The sequence below is a fragment of the Heyndrickxia ginsengihumi genome (assembly GCF_011008565.1).
Classification (GTDB): Bacteria; Bacillota; Bacilli; order Bacillales; family Bacillaceae_C; genus Weizmannia; species Weizmannia ginsengihumi.
Genome location: NZ_JAAIWK010000025.1, coordinates 40,749 through 55,154 on the forward strand (window position 1 = coordinate 40,749; position 14,406 = coordinate 55,154).

At 36.8% G+C, this 14,406-nt stretch carries 10 protein-coding genes; 9 read left to right on the forward strand and 1 reads right to left on the reverse strand.

The window, feature by feature from the left end; all coding sequences use genetic code 11:
• Positions 1–71: 71 nt before the first annotated feature.
• From G4D61_RS14145 to parC, 4 genes are all read left to right on the forward strand, one after another.
• Positions 72–914: a helix-turn-helix transcriptional regulator gene (locus G4D61_RS14145; protein ID WP_025728627.1), complete on the forward strand. Its 843-nt coding sequence runs from the start codon at positions 72–74 to the stop codon at positions 912–914.
• Positions 915–1,140: 226 nt separating this feature from the next.
• Positions 1,141–1,554 carry a CoA-binding protein gene (locus G4D61_RS14150; protein WP_025728629.1) on the forward strand — a complete coding sequence of 138 codons (414 nt, stop codon included), beginning with the start codon at positions 1,141–1,143 and terminating at the stop codon, positions 1,552–1,554.
• 208 nt (positions 1,555–1,762) lie between these two features.
• The gene (parE, locus tag G4D61_RS14155) at positions 1,763–3,748 is read left to right on the forward strand and encodes a DNA topoisomerase IV subunit B (protein WP_155918447.1); all 1,986 of its coding nucleotides are present in this window, start codon (positions 1,763–1,765) and stop codon (positions 3,746–3,748) included.
• Positions 3,745–6,186 (forward strand): DNA topoisomerase IV subunit A, encoded by a 2,442-nt coding sequence (gene parC / locus G4D61_RS14160; protein WP_025728633.1) that lies wholly within the window; start codon positions 3,745–3,747, stop codon positions 6,184–6,186. The genes parE and parC overlap by 4 nt, the downstream gene beginning before the upstream one ends.
• A gap of 264 nt (positions 6,187–6,450) precedes the next feature.
• Here parC and G4D61_RS14165 read toward each other — a convergent pair whose 3' ends face one another.
• Positions 6,451–7,212: a class I SAM-dependent methyltransferase gene (locus G4D61_RS14165; RefSeq protein ID WP_163174193.1), complete on the reverse strand. Its 762-nt coding sequence runs from the start codon at positions 7,210–7,212 to the stop codon at positions 6,451–6,453.
• Positions 7,213–7,450: 238 nt separating this feature from the next.
• Between G4D61_RS14165 and G4D61_RS14170 the strand changes: the two genes are divergently transcribed.
• The 5 genes from G4D61_RS14170 to ppdK all read left to right on the forward strand — a co-directional run bounded on the left by G4D61_RS14170 (position 7,451) and on the right by ppdK (position 14,251).
• Entirely contained in the window at positions 7,451–8,224 is a 774-nt protein-coding gene (locus G4D61_RS14170; RefSeq protein ID WP_025728636.1) for a YybI family spore inner coat protein, read from the forward strand.
• Between the two features lie 46 nt (positions 8,225–8,270).
• The gene (locus G4D61_RS14175; RefSeq protein WP_025728638.1) at positions 8,271–8,732 is read left to right on the forward strand and encodes a staygreen family protein; all 462 of its coding nucleotides are present in this window, start codon (positions 8,271–8,273) and stop codon (positions 8,730–8,732) included.
• Between the two features lie 463 nt (positions 8,733–9,195).
• The gene (locus G4D61_RS14180; protein ID WP_025728641.1) at positions 9,196–10,485 is read left to right on the forward strand and encodes an MFS transporter; all 1,290 of its coding nucleotides are present in this window, start codon (positions 9,196–9,198) and stop codon (positions 10,483–10,485) included.
• Positions 10,486–10,737: 252 nt separating this feature from the next.
• Entirely contained in the window at positions 10,738–11,574 is an 837-nt protein-coding gene (locus G4D61_RS14185; protein WP_051476273.1) for a pyruvate, water dikinase regulatory protein, read from the forward strand.
• 4 nt (positions 11,575–11,578) lie between these two features.
• Positions 11,579–14,251, forward strand: coding sequence for a pyruvate, phosphate dikinase (gene ppdK, locus G4D61_RS14190; protein WP_025728645.1), 2,673 nt, complete (start codon positions 11,579–11,581; stop codon positions 14,249–14,251).
• Positions 14,252–14,406 lie beyond the last annotated feature (155 nt).

The window sequence follows — 14,406 nt, forward strand, 5'->3', positions numbered from 1 at the left end:
GTGATTTATCCTATTACAAGTTGTTGTTTATCATAGTATAATAACTAATAGTTAAAGAAAGGGGCAGGAGAATGGATCGAAATACAAGGTTGAAAGAAATGTCTGCTTTTTTGAAAATGAAACGGTCTAAACTGCATCCCCACATGGTAGGACTGCCTTCAGGGACGCGAAGAAGGACTCCGGGTTTGCGTAGAGAAGAAGTGGCACAGTTAGCAGGTGTTAGTACAACATGGTACACGTGGCTAGAACAAGGGAGAGACATAAAAGTCTCTTCATCAGTTCTTGATGCAGTTTCTAATGCCTTAAGATTAAATATAGATGAGCGCAAATATTTAGCTGCCCTTGCAATGGAAGAAGGGGCACAATCTGATTGGTTAATTGCGCAAGAAACGAGTATTAGTCCTTCATTAAAAAAAATTTTACAGGAGTTGCGTTATTGTCCAACCATTATTTCAGATCGGCGCTGTTTTATTGTTGGCTGGAACCAGGCAGCTGCAAATGTCTTTCTTGATTTTGAAGCAATCGGAGAAAGAAGGAGAAATCTTATTTATTTGCTATTTGCGAGGAAAGAATTAAGGAGCTTGGCGGTCAATTGGGAGCATTTTGTAAAAGGTTTTCTTGCAATCTTTCGTACATACTACGGGCAATATGTAGCAGATAATTGGTATCTTCAATTTATTGAAAAAATGGCGAAAAAATATCCTGAATTTCATGATTTATGGAATCAAAGTGAGGTAAGCTCAGCTCCGGAAGTCTTAATTGAATTTCGTCATGCAAAAGCTGGAAAAATGTTGTTTAATCTAACCTCCTTAGAAGTAAAAGGAAATAATGATTTAAGGTGCAGCATTTACACTCCTGTAGAGGATACAGACACTGAAATAAAATTAAAAAAGCTAATGGGGCATAATGAATAAATCAGCGCCCCGCAGGGATGCTAAACAATATAAAAGGAATAACTTCCGTCTTCGGAAGCTGAGCATTCATGCCTGTGGGGGTTCCTCTCACTCGCTACTCCCGCCGATTGTACCCGTAAATGTTATATATGATTCGATTTGATTAAACTTTATAACAGTTTAAAATATTATATATAGGCTAAATAAGGATTAAAGGGCATTATATTACATGTGAGGTGATCGATTGATGGCAATTAACAACCCGAGCAGAGAAGAAATTAAAGATATTTTAAAGAAAGCAAAAAGAATTGCTGTTGTTGGTTTGAGTGATAATCCGGAAAGAACTTCTTATATGGTTGCCGAAGCGATGCAAAAAGCGGGGTATGAAATTATTCCTGTAAACCCCAATGCAACAGAAATATTAGGGGAAAAGGCTGTTGCCCGGTTAACAGATATTAAAGGGCATGTCGATATTGTCGATGTTTTTCGTCGTTCTGAATATTTACTAGATATTGCGAAAGACTTTGTCCAAATAGATGCAGATGTTTTTTGGGCGCAATTAGGGCTTGAAAATGAAGAGGCTTATCAGTTTTTGAAAGACAAAGGTTATACCGTCATAATGGATCGTTGCATTAAAGTTGAACACGCTTTAACGAAATAAAATTTTATTACAAGAACAGCAAGCGTATTGACATTTTTACGCTTGCTTTTTTATATCATTTAAAAAACGCGATTTGCTAAATTTAGATTTCACGATAAAATGGGTAATAGACGTTTTGATGACCTATGTTATAATAATGAACGAATGTTTGTTCCTTATTTCTCTGTTTGACGCCTGTCATTAGAGATGTTTGGCAATTGAAAGGGGAATGTTTGTGACAAAGAAACAAAAAACAATCACATATAATGATGATGCTATACAAGTATTAGAAGGACTTGAAGCCGTTAGAAAGAGACCAGGTATGTATATAGGTTCAACTGACGCTAGAGGTTTGCATCATCTTGTATATGAAATCGTTGATAATTCAGTGGATGAGGCGTTATCGGGTTTCGGTAACCACATCATTGTTAAAATACATAAAGATAATAGCATAAGTGTAACGGACTATGGTCGCGGTATGCCTACAGGGATGCATAAATTAGGAAAACCGACAACTGAAGTGATTTTAACGGTGCTGCATGCAGGCGGTAAATTTGGTCAAGGCGGATATAAAACGAGTGGTGGTTTGCATGGAGTCGGCGCTTCAGTTGTAAATGCACTTTCTGAATGGTTAGTTGTCACAATTAAACGTGATGGTTTCGTTTATGAACAGAAATTTGAAAATGGCGGAAAGCCTGCAACAACGTTAGAAAAGATTGGAAAAACAAATCAAACTGGAACAACCCTTCATTTTAAACCGGATCCAACCATTTTTAGTTCCACGACATTTAATTACGAAACTTTATGCGAACGTTTGCGTGAATCAGCCTTTTTATTAAAAGGATTAAAAATTGAAATTATTGATGAACGTTACGACCAGTCAGATGTTTTTCATTATGAAAATGGGATTGAGGCATTTGTTCAATACTTGAACGAAGAAAAAGATGTCTTACATCCAGTCGTTTTTATTGAAGGTGAAGCTAGCGGCATTGAAGTAGAATTTGCCTTCCAATTTAATGATGGCTTCTCAGAAAACATTCTTTCATTTGTCAATAATGTAAGGACGAAAGATGGCGGTACACATGAGGCTGGTGCAAAAGCAGCTTTTACACGTGTCGTGAATGACTATGCACGGAAAGTACATTTGTTAAAAGAAAGAGATAAAAACTTAGATGGTACAGACATTCGAGAAGGGATTTCGGCCATTGTCTCTGTCCGCATACCAGAAGAATTGCTGCAATTCGAAGGGCAAACGAAAGGAAAACTTGGTACAAGCGAAGCACGTTCAGCTGTTGATACAGTTGTCTCTGAACATTTAGCATACTTTTTTGAAGAAAATCCCGAAATTAGTAGTAATTTAATTAAAAAAGCAATCAAGGCATATCAGGCTAGGGAAGCAGCGAGAAAAGCTCGTGAAGAAGCACGAAGCGGTAAAAAAAGAAAAAAATCAGAGACCATTCTTTCTGGTAAATTAACACCGGCACAAAGCCGCAATCCGCAAAGGAACGAATTGTATTTAGTAGAGGGTGATTCTGCCGGCGGATCAGCTAAGCAAGGGCGCGACCGCCGTTTCCAAGCTGTTTTGCCATTACGCGGAAAAGTTATTAATACGGAAAAGGCAAAACTCCAAGATATTTTTAAAAACGAAGAAATTAATACGATTATTTATACGATCGGCGCTGGCGTAGGGCCAGATTTTAATATAGATGACGTGAACTATGACAAAATTATTATTATGACGGATGCTGATACAGATGGTGCACATATTCAAGTTCTTTTATTAACGTTCTTTTACCGTTATATGCGCCCGCTTATTGAAGCTGGAAAAGTCTACATTGCTTTACCACCTTTATTTAAGGTTAGTAAAGGCTCAGGTAAAAAAGAGGTCATTGAATATGCTTGGACGGAAAACGAATTACAAGATACCATTAAAAAGGTTGGACGCGGATACATTTTACAAAGATACAAAGGTCTTGGGGAAATGAATGCCGACCAGCTTTGGGAAACGACAATGAATCCAGAAACACGTACATTAATTCGCGTCCGTATAGATGATGCGGCAAGAGCAGAAAGACGGATTACAACCCTTATGGGTGACAAAGTTGAACCGAGACGTAAATGGATTGAAAACAATGTTGCGTTTGGTTTAGACGAAGATAGTAATATATTGGAAAATGAAAATTTAATGGTTGAGGAAGGAGAGCAAAGCGAATGACAACGGTAGAACGATTTCAAGATTTGCCTTTAGAAGAGGTTTTAGGCGACCGTTTCGGACGTTATAGTAAATATATCATTCAAGATCGTGCTCTTCCTGATGCTAGAGATGGTTTAAAACCTGTTCAACGCCGTATTTTATATGCAATGTATATGGAAGGAAATACGGCAGAAAAGCATTTTCGAAAATCTGCAAAAACGGTCGGTAATGTAATCGGGAATTACCACCCGCACGGTGATTCATCTGTTTATGAAGCAATGGTTAGAATGAGCCAAGATTGGAAATTGCGCAACGTGTTAATTGAAATGCATGGAAATAATGGTAGTATCGACGGTGATCCGGCTGCCGCAATGCGGTATACAGAAGCAAGATTATCGCCGATCGCCTCTGAGCTTCTTCATGATATTGAGAAGGAAACAGTTTTATTTATTCCAAACTTTGATGATACAGCAAATGAACCAACTGTTTTACCGGCTAGATTTCCGAATCTGTTAGTGAACGGCTCAACAGGCATTTCCGCGGGGTATGCAACAGATATTCCCCCTCATAATCTTGGAGAAATTATTGATGGGGCGATCATGCGGATTGAAAAACCGCAAAGTACACTAGATGATTTGATGACGGTCATTAAAGGTCCTGATTTTCCTACGGGCGGAATCATTCAAGGCATTGAAGGAATTAAAAAAGCTTACGAGTCCGGAAAAGGAAAGATGATTGTCAGAGGAAAGACTGCTATTGAAGATATGCGCGGTGGCAGACAGCAAATCGTTGTAACGGAAATTCCTTATGAAGTGAATAAAGCGAACTTAGTGAAGAAAATAGACGAATTCAGAGTTGACCGCAAAATTGAAGGGATTTCAGAAGTTCGTGATGAAACGGATCGCACTGGTTTACGGATTGTAATTGAATTAAAAAAAGACGCAGATGCAAACAGCGTCTTAAACTATTTATTCAAAAATACAGAACTGCAAGTATCTTATAATTTCAACATGGTTGCTATATATAACCGCAGACCGAAATTAATGGGCCTACAAGAACTTTTAGATGCGTATATTGAGCATCAAAAAGAAGTTGTAACGAAACGGACGGAGTTTGATTTGAAAAAAGCACGTGACCGTAAACATATTGTAGACGGTCTAATGAAAGCTCTCTCAATACTTGATGAAGTAATTGCAACCATCCGTGCTTCTAAAGATAAAAGAAATGCAAAAGAAAATCTTATGGAAACATTTGATTTTACTGAACCGCAATCAGAAGCAATCGTTTCGTTACAGTTATATCGTTTAACAAATACGGATATCACTTCATTGCAGCAAGAGGCAGCTGAATTAGAAGAAAAAATCGATACGTACACAAAGATTTTAGAAAGTGAAAAAAGATTATTAACCGTTATTAAAAATGAATTAAAGGAAATTAAAAAGAAATATGCAGACGGACGACGAACAATTATCGAAAATGAAATTCAAGAATTAAAAATCAATCTTGAAGTAATGATTCCAAACGAAGATGTGATCGTTACCGTTACAAAAGAAGGATATGTAAAACGGACGAGTCTTCGCTCTTACAGTGCATCAAATGGACAAGACTTTGCCATTAAAGATCGTGACAGACTGCTCTTTAAGCAAGAGTTAAATACAACAAGCGTTATTCTTGTCTTTACGAATAAAGGAAATTATTTATATTTGCCTGTTCACGAGCTTCCGGATATTCGCTGGAAAGATTTAGGCCAGCATGTCACAAATCTTGTTTCTATTGACCGTGATGAAGAAATTATAAAAGTGCTACCGATTATTGATTACAATCAGCCATTCTACATACTATTCTTTACGAAAAATGGAATGGCGAAGAAGTCAGAATTACAACAATACAAGGCACAAAGATATTCTAAATCATTAGTCGCAATTAATTTAAAGGGTGACGATGAAGTAGTTGATGTTCATTTAACAGACGGAAAGAAAGAGATATTTTTAGCGACCCATTTAGGATATGGCTTAAGGTTTCATGAGGAAGAGGTTAATATTGTTGGTCCGCGTGCTGCTGGTGTCAAAGGCATTAATTTAAAAGAAGGAGATTATCTAGTTAGCGGAAAAGTATTAGAAGATAATCAAGAAAAGGTATTCGTTGCTACCCAAAGAGGTGCTGTCAAGAAAATGAAATTAGCCGATTTTGAACCTTCTAGTCGTGCGAAGCGCGGAAACGTGATGTTGCGTGATTTGAAAGCTCATCCGCATAGAATTGTTGGAATGGAGATCGTTCACGAGAATGATACGATTTATTTACAAACAGTAAAAGACTATATAGAAGCAGTATCAGTGCAAACACTTCGTGTAAGTGATCGATATTCAAACGGTTCATTTGTACTTGATGAAAGTGAAAACGGTGAAGTTCAAACAATTTGGAAGCAGCAACATGATCATGAAAGTGAACATAAGGAATAGTCAAGTATTCTTTTAAGCATAAATGTAACATGGAACTTAATAACAAATAGCGAGGCTGGGACAAAAAGTATTTAGTAGCTAAAGAAGAACATTGCACAACTCCGCTCCGGAAACAAAGTATATTCGGGAGCGGGGTGGAGACAATATTCGGGGTTTCTTTCGTTAATATACTTTTGTCCCAGGCTCTTTTCTTTTTAGGTCAAAAACTTAACATAGATATATTTTTTGCATACAATTTTAATTCTTTTAGGAAGAATCGGTTTCTTATTCTTTTATGCCAATCACTCTAATTCTTTTGTAGTCCGCATACCATTTTCCATTTTTGATTAAAATTGCTTTCAAATTTTGCTCCATTTTAGTATAAATCACTTCTTTTACCTCATCCATTATATCTTGCAATATGTTGTTGCAAAACATCTCCAGCCAATTTCTTATCCCTCGTTCACCATCTAAAAGAGTAGGGCGATCAAATAATTGCGCAAATGTTACTTTAAATCCAGTTGCTTCCATTAAATTCGTATACTCTCCGATGCTTGGAAAATACCATGATAATGCTGGTGAAGAACTTCCTAACTGTTTCAATTGTTGCTCTAATTCATTTGTAATAGAGTTTACATTTCCTTTGCCTCCAAATTCAGCAACAAATCTGCCGCCATGCTTTAAACTTCTATAAATATTCTGCAATGCTTGTTTAGGATGCTGGATCCAATGAAGAACGGCATTTGAAAATACGGCATCAAACTGTTGCTCATATTGCATATGAAGCACATCTTCAACTTGAAAGAAAATAGAAGGGTATTTTTTTCTTGCTTGTTCTATCATACTTGCAGATTGATCGATTCCTGTAACAATCGCTCCCGCTTCACTGATTTGATGTGTCAGATCCCCTGTTCCGCAGCCAAGATCAAGAATGATTTCTCCATCTTTAGGAGCTAAAAGCTTCATTACATGGCTACCATAATGAGAAACAAACGCATGTTTTTCATCATATAATTTTGGATTCCATTCAGCAACATAATTTCCCATCGTTTTAATCCTCCAATGTGCATAGTAATGTAAATCATTATAACAGATGAATGTTTAGAAAATATGAACTAGTGGTAATTTATGAAAAATAAGAGAATGGGAAGTGAATCAATAAATGTATTTATGATGATGGAAGTGATTGTGTTGAAAGAAAAAGAGTTCAGGATAAAGGAATAAATTACATATTTTTTCCTTAATTGCACAATCTATAGAAAATAAGAAGCAGAGGTGAGGTTTTTTGAAAGCGAAATATGTTATTACGATAATCGTTTTGTGCTATTTGTCGATTAGTACAATGACAATGACCATTACGTATGCAAATGAACAGAAGCATTCAAAAATCATCACAGTCCATGAGTATCGCAAAGATGTAACAGGCGATGGCAAAGAAGAAACCATCAAGCTAAAAGGAATTCCTTTTGAAGCTGGCAGTCATTTTCTTAAAGCTGTATATGCAACGGTTGCGACATCAACTGGTAAAACATTTAAACTAATGTATGAGCCAGGTTATGATCCTAAACTGACATTTCTTGATGTGAATCATGATGGAGTGAAAGATATTTTTGAATCAAGCGCGACAGGCGGCAGCGGTGGCATGATGAATTATCGCATAAACAGCATTAAAGGAGAGGAACAGTCTGAAATTCCACTTCCTCCTCCGTTAAAACTCCAAGGAAAGTTTGATCAAGCCTTTACCGCAAGCTTAAAAATTATGGATACAAATCAAACGTTTCTCATCAATTTACGCTCGCGTCAAAAAGATTATGTTCGGTTAGGATTGTACCAAAAAAATGGCATTTTAAATGAGCCTACTGAATTAATGATTGATCCTGTTGCGGTTTATAAACCAGTAAAAATTTCAGGAAAGAAAGGCTATGGATTACTAGGTTTGCAGCAAGTAAGCGGAGCTTACCACGCAGATCGTATTGGGACCATTTTATCAACATGGTATTATGAGCATGGAAGATGGCAGCTTATTAAAACAAAATGGCAAGTTGGGAACCGTTCTTAGGCAAGTATCATATCATATGATAAATAGCTGGAAAGGGGAATGATTTATGATTGAACAAATTGATCATGGCAATCAGACATCAATTACTATGATTCCACCAGTTACAGCTTATTTCCCATTACAAGGCAGAAAATATACCGCAACTTATTCAGATATTACTGGAGATATTTATGTATCCGTCGGCAATCGCTTTACAATTAATCCAACGAATATAAATTCATATGATTGTTTGAAAGCTGAATGGAAAACGTATTTAGGAGAATATGCGCTTTCTTGTACGATTGACTTGCATTGTGAAGAACATGAGAAAACACTTGCTCGGGTAAAATATCTTATTTACAAAAAAGAGCTTCCGAACTTGCTGGCAGTTATGTTAGAAAGTGATAAACCTTTCTTACATTATTATCCATTACTATTGGATGCCCCAATTAAGGTGGAAATGACTTCGAATTTCCCTGAATTTCGGCAAATACTATATATGGGTACACCTAGACATTATTTAAAGTAAGCTTAAAACATCAGCTCCCTGTTCGGGAGTTTTTTATGTTAAATAATTTTTCCGTTCCAGTCTATTAATAGTTCAAACACTTTATATATCCTTTAAACAATAAGTTCGCATACATTTCCGGTCTTTTGTAGTTGGAGAGTACTTTTACTTTAGAGCGGGCAATATAAACTTGAAATGTAAAGCCGAACATTTCGTATCATACTTTCTATTTTATTTATAGCTGTTTATCGTGATGTCTCCCTTATACATAATGTGGCTTGTGAAAAAAAGAACAATTGCACATAGTTATTTGTCATGATTTATTCGCAATCTTGATATAATGAAAGCAGTCGTTTTTGAGCAAGAAATGTATATAAAAATATGATATGATGTTAAAGTGAAATTTCATTTCATTATCAAGATTGTTAGCTTAATAATGAAATAGAACATATAGATTTGACATTAGAAATGGGAGACGAGAATTTTGGAGAAACAAACAAGTGGGTATAGATGGGTTGTCTTTGCAACAGTTTTATTTTCTTATTTTTTAATTGTCAGCCAAAGAACAGCACCGGGGCTAATATCTGATCAACTAATGCATGATTTTCATCTGACGGCATCGACGATTGGATTATTGACAGGAATTCAATTTTTAGCTTATGCAGGATTACAAATTCCAATTGGTCTTTTATCTGATCGCTTTGGACCGAATCCATTTTTAATTATAGGTACATTATTAAATGGTTTAGGTACTTTGTTATATAGTATTGCCCAAAATGAAACTGTACTGATTCTATCACGACTATTAGTTGGACTTGGTGATGCGACCATTTGGGTAAATTTAGTGTTAATTTTAAGTCAATGGTTTAAGGTTAATGAATTTGTCGGCTTACTTAGCTGGGCAGGGATGACAGGAAGCTTTGGATCAATGATGGCAACAGTACCATTTACAAAATGGATTGCCTTATCTGGATGGAGGCCGCCATTTTTTATCGTTGGCTTTATCATTTTTATTGCTGGGATTACGCTTTATTATGTATTAATAAAAAAACCGCAGCAATTATTTGCGACAGATCGCCAGCGCAACAGCGAATCTTTAGCATCAGTGAAAAAAGAAAAACGCGAGAGTATATATGCAATTTTAAAAAGAATGTTTACAACTCGGCAGGCATGGGCGACATTTTTCTGCCATTTTGGCGTAGTAGGTACGTATGTTGGCTTCATCGGCACATGGGCGGTTCCATATGGCATGCATGTCTATGGATTGACGCGTTCGGGTTCGAGTCAGCTTATTATGTTGGGGTTGATTGGCGCAATTGTTGGTGCCCCTTTAACAGGCTGGATTTCTAATCGGTTAAGCTCAAGAAAAAAACCATATATTGTTGTTCAAATTATTATATTTTTAAGCTGGACATCGTTTGTTTTACTTGGTGGAAAACCGCCGATGGCTTTATTGATTATTCTCTTTTTAATTATAGGATACGGAAATGGTGCCAGTGCCCTTACTTTTGCAGTTGTTCGTCATTCATTTCCGGTAAAAGAAGTCGGTGTTGTTTCAGGATTTGCTAATACAGGTGGTTTTTTAAGTGCTGTGCTGCTACCAAGTATTTTTGGAAATGTGCTCGATCATTTTCATTCACTTCCAAGTGTTGTAGGGTATCATTATGGTTTTATTATTCCAGCGCTCTTTTCACTATGCGGAATTTTAGGTGGATTACTGATTAAAGAAAAACAAAAGGAAATGAAACCAGCTGTCAAATCAGCACTTTCATAAGCATATATCGCTGTGAAATGATTAAAAGGCATGCGTTTACATAAACGCATGCCTTTTTTTATTTGAAATAAATAAAATTTTATAAAAAACTATACCCATAACGAATTAAATGTGTTATTCTTTATTTGTAATTAGTATAACACATTTAATTAAATGTTAAATAAGTATATCGCATTTGGTGGTGAATGTCTCTCAAATAAGGATATTTTTATTAATGATAACACTTTTATAGAATGAAAGAGTTGAAATGTTATGGTTCAATCTGAAAGGGGGATATGTTTGGGACATGAAACAGTATATATCGTATCAGACTCTGTAGGGGAAACAGCCGAATATGTCGTGAGAGCGGTATCAACCCAATTTAGCAATGAATTTGTTGAAATTAAACGTTTTTCACACGTAGAAGATATAGCTGATTTAGAGGAAATCATTAAAAGCGCTAAAGAAAAAAATTCGATTATCGCTTATACAATCGTCATTTCCTCTTTAAAAACCTATTTAGATTGTAGGTCTGCAGAGGAAGATGTGATGGCCGTTGACTTATTAAGTCCTCTAATGAATGCGTTTGAACAAAAATATCAAACAGTCCCAAATCATCAACCTAAACTAATGAGAAAGCTCGATGATGATTATTTTAATAGAATTGCGGCAATTGAGTTCGCTGTTAAGTATGATGATGGCCGTGATCCAAGTGGGCTGATTAGGGCTGATATTGTATTAATCGGTGTGTCACGAACGTCCAAAACACCGCTTTCTATGTACCTTGCCCATCAGCGCTATAAGGTTGCCAATGTGCCGCTCGTTCCGGAAGTGCCGCCACCTGCTGAGTTATTCAAACTTCCAAGAAATAAATGTATCGGTTTAATGATTAATCCTGATCAACTGAATGGAATTCGTAAAGAAAGACTGAAATCTTTAGGATTGTCATCTGATATCAATTATGCAAGCTATGAGCGAATTTTAAAGGAATTAGATCATGCCGAATCGATTATGAAACGGGTGGGCTGTCCGATTATCGATGTTACAAATAAAGCAGTCGAAGAAACTGCAAGCTTGATTATTGATCTTTTAAATAAAGAGAGGAGTTAGAAGAATGACTAAATTTGTCTATTTATTTCATGAAGGAAATAGCAATATGAGAGAGTTACTTGGTGGAAAAGGGGCAAACTTGGCAGAAATGACCAATATTGGATTGCCTGTACCATTTGGATTTACAATTTCTACACAAGCTTGCAATGCTTATTATGAAGCTGGAAAAGAAATATCACCGGAAGTGAAAGAGCAAATTGAAGATGCACTTTATGAATTAGAAAGAAAAACTGGGAAAATATTAGGGGATCAAAATCAGCCTTTACTCGTTTCTGTACGATCAGGTTCTGTATTTTCAATGCCGGGCATGATGGATACCGTTTTAAATTTAGGAATGAACGATCAAACGGTAGAAGCGATTGCTCATTTAACAGGAAATGCCCGCTTTGCCTATGATTCGTACCGTCGTTTTATCCAAATGTTTAGCGATGTCGTTCTTCAAATTGATGTGTATCATTTTGAAAGATTACTAGAAGAAACTCGTGAACAAAAGGGGTATACAGCCGACCCTGAGTTAACAGCTGAGGATTGGAAAGAAGTTATTATAAAATATAAAGAAATTGTTAAAGAACATACAAAGCAAGATTTCCCGCAAGATCCAAAAGAGCAATTATTTTTAGCCATTAATGCTGTCTTCGATTCTTGGAATAATCAACGTGCGATCATTTATCGGCGCTTAAATAAAATCCCGGATCATTTAGGGACTGCAGTCAATATTCAAAGCATGGTGTTTGGAAATATGGGAAATGATTCTGGTACAGGTGTTGCTTTTACGAGAAATCCGTCTACAGGTGAAAAAATATTATACGGTGAGTATTTAATTAATGCACAAGGTGAAGATGTTGTTGCTGGGATTCGGACTCCGCAGCCAATTCAAGTTCTTTCAAAAGATATGCCAAAAGTATATGATCAGTTTTTACAAATTAGTCAATTGTTAGAGCAGCATTATCAAGATATGCAAGATATTGAATTTACTGTAGAGCGCGGAAAACTCTTTATTTTGCAAACTAGAAACGGAAAAAGAACTGCACAAGCAGCGATTAGAATTGCAGTAGATATGGTGAATGAAGGGATTATTGATCAACAAACAGCTTTATTGCGAGTTGATCCAGATCAATTAAACCAACTGCTTCATCGCCGTATAGATGATTCATATGAACGGCAACAATTAGCGAAAGGGTTGCCAGCTTCTCCTGGTGCAGCAACAGGCCAAGTCGTATTTGATGCTGATGAAGCGGAACAATTAGGCAACGAAGGGAAAAAAGTCATTTTAGTTCGTCCTGAGACTACCCCAGATGATATACATGGGATTATCGCATCCCAAGCCATTGTTACAAGCCGTGGTGGAATGACAAGCCATGCGGCTGTCGTTGCTAGGGGGATGGGAAAAGCATGTATTTGTGGCTGTGAAGCGTTAAAAATCGACCTTGATGCAAAACAATTTTCAGTAGGTAATACAATTGTTCATTATGGCGATGTAATCACCATTGATGGATCTACAGGTGAAGTAATGCTAGGGGAAATTCCGATGATTGATCCACAGCTTTCTGAAGAATTCCAGCAATTGCTTTCTTGGGCTGATGAGACGAGACAAATTGGTGTTCGTGCTAATGCTGATAATCCTGCTGACGCAAAAAAATCATTGGAATTTGGTGCAGATGGTATCGGACTATGCCGGACAGAGCATATGTTTATGGATATTAAAAGAATTCCGATTGTGCAGGAAATGATTTTAGCTGAGACAAGTGAAGAACGAAAACAGGCGCTTGATCAATTACTCCCAATGCAGCAAGGAGATTTTGAAGGTATCTTCTTAGAAATGAAAGGGCATCCAGTAACGATCCGTTTGCTAGATCCGCCGATGCATGAATTTTTACCTGATAAAGAGGATTTAATCGTTGATGTAACAAAACTTCAATTGACTGAACCTAATAGCGCAGAACTAAAGAGAAAGGAAAAGCTGTTAAAAAAGGTGCAGCAATTAGCTGAATTTAATCCGATGCTCGGACATCGTGGATGCAGACTAGGAATGATTTATCCGGAAATTTATGAAATGCAAGTGAGAGCAATCTTTAATGCAGTGGCAAAGCTTACTGAACAAGGAATGACAGTGACACCAGAAATTATGATTCCTTTAGTCGGTCATGTGAATGAATTAAAGCGGATGCGTGAATTGGTTATTAACATAGCAAATCAAGTAATGGGTGAGCAAAGTATGCACTTCGACTATACTGTTGGTACGATGATTGAAATTCCGCGGGCAGCGTTAACTGCTGATGAAATTGCAGAGCAAGCAGACTTTTTCTCTTTTGGTACAAACGATTTAACACAAACGACATTTGGATATAGCCGCGATGATGCGGAAGGTAAGTTTTTACAAGCGTATATCGAACAAAAAGTGCTGCCGGAAAATCCATTTGCGGTTCTTGATCAGCAAGGTGTAGGAAAATTGATTCAAACAGGTGTAAGTTTAGGTAGACAAACGAAACCATCATTAAAAACAGGAATATGTGGTGAACACGGCGGCGAGAAGAAATCGATCGAATTTTGTTATCAAGCAGGATTAAACTATGTAAGCTGTTCTCCTTACCGTGTTCCTCTTGCAAGGCTGGCAGCTGCTCAGGCAACGATTAAGCATGGCATTGTAAAGGAGCAAATGACGGTAGCTTCTAAATAATATTAATGAACAAGTATTCATATAACGAAAGGCTAAAGACAATCCCCCAATGAATGTGAACTGCCCCCTGTCAAGTAGACAGTGGAAATAATAAAAATGATTTAAGCGGCTTTAGCTCTATATTCCATCGGGCTAAGGCCGTTTAATCGTTTTTG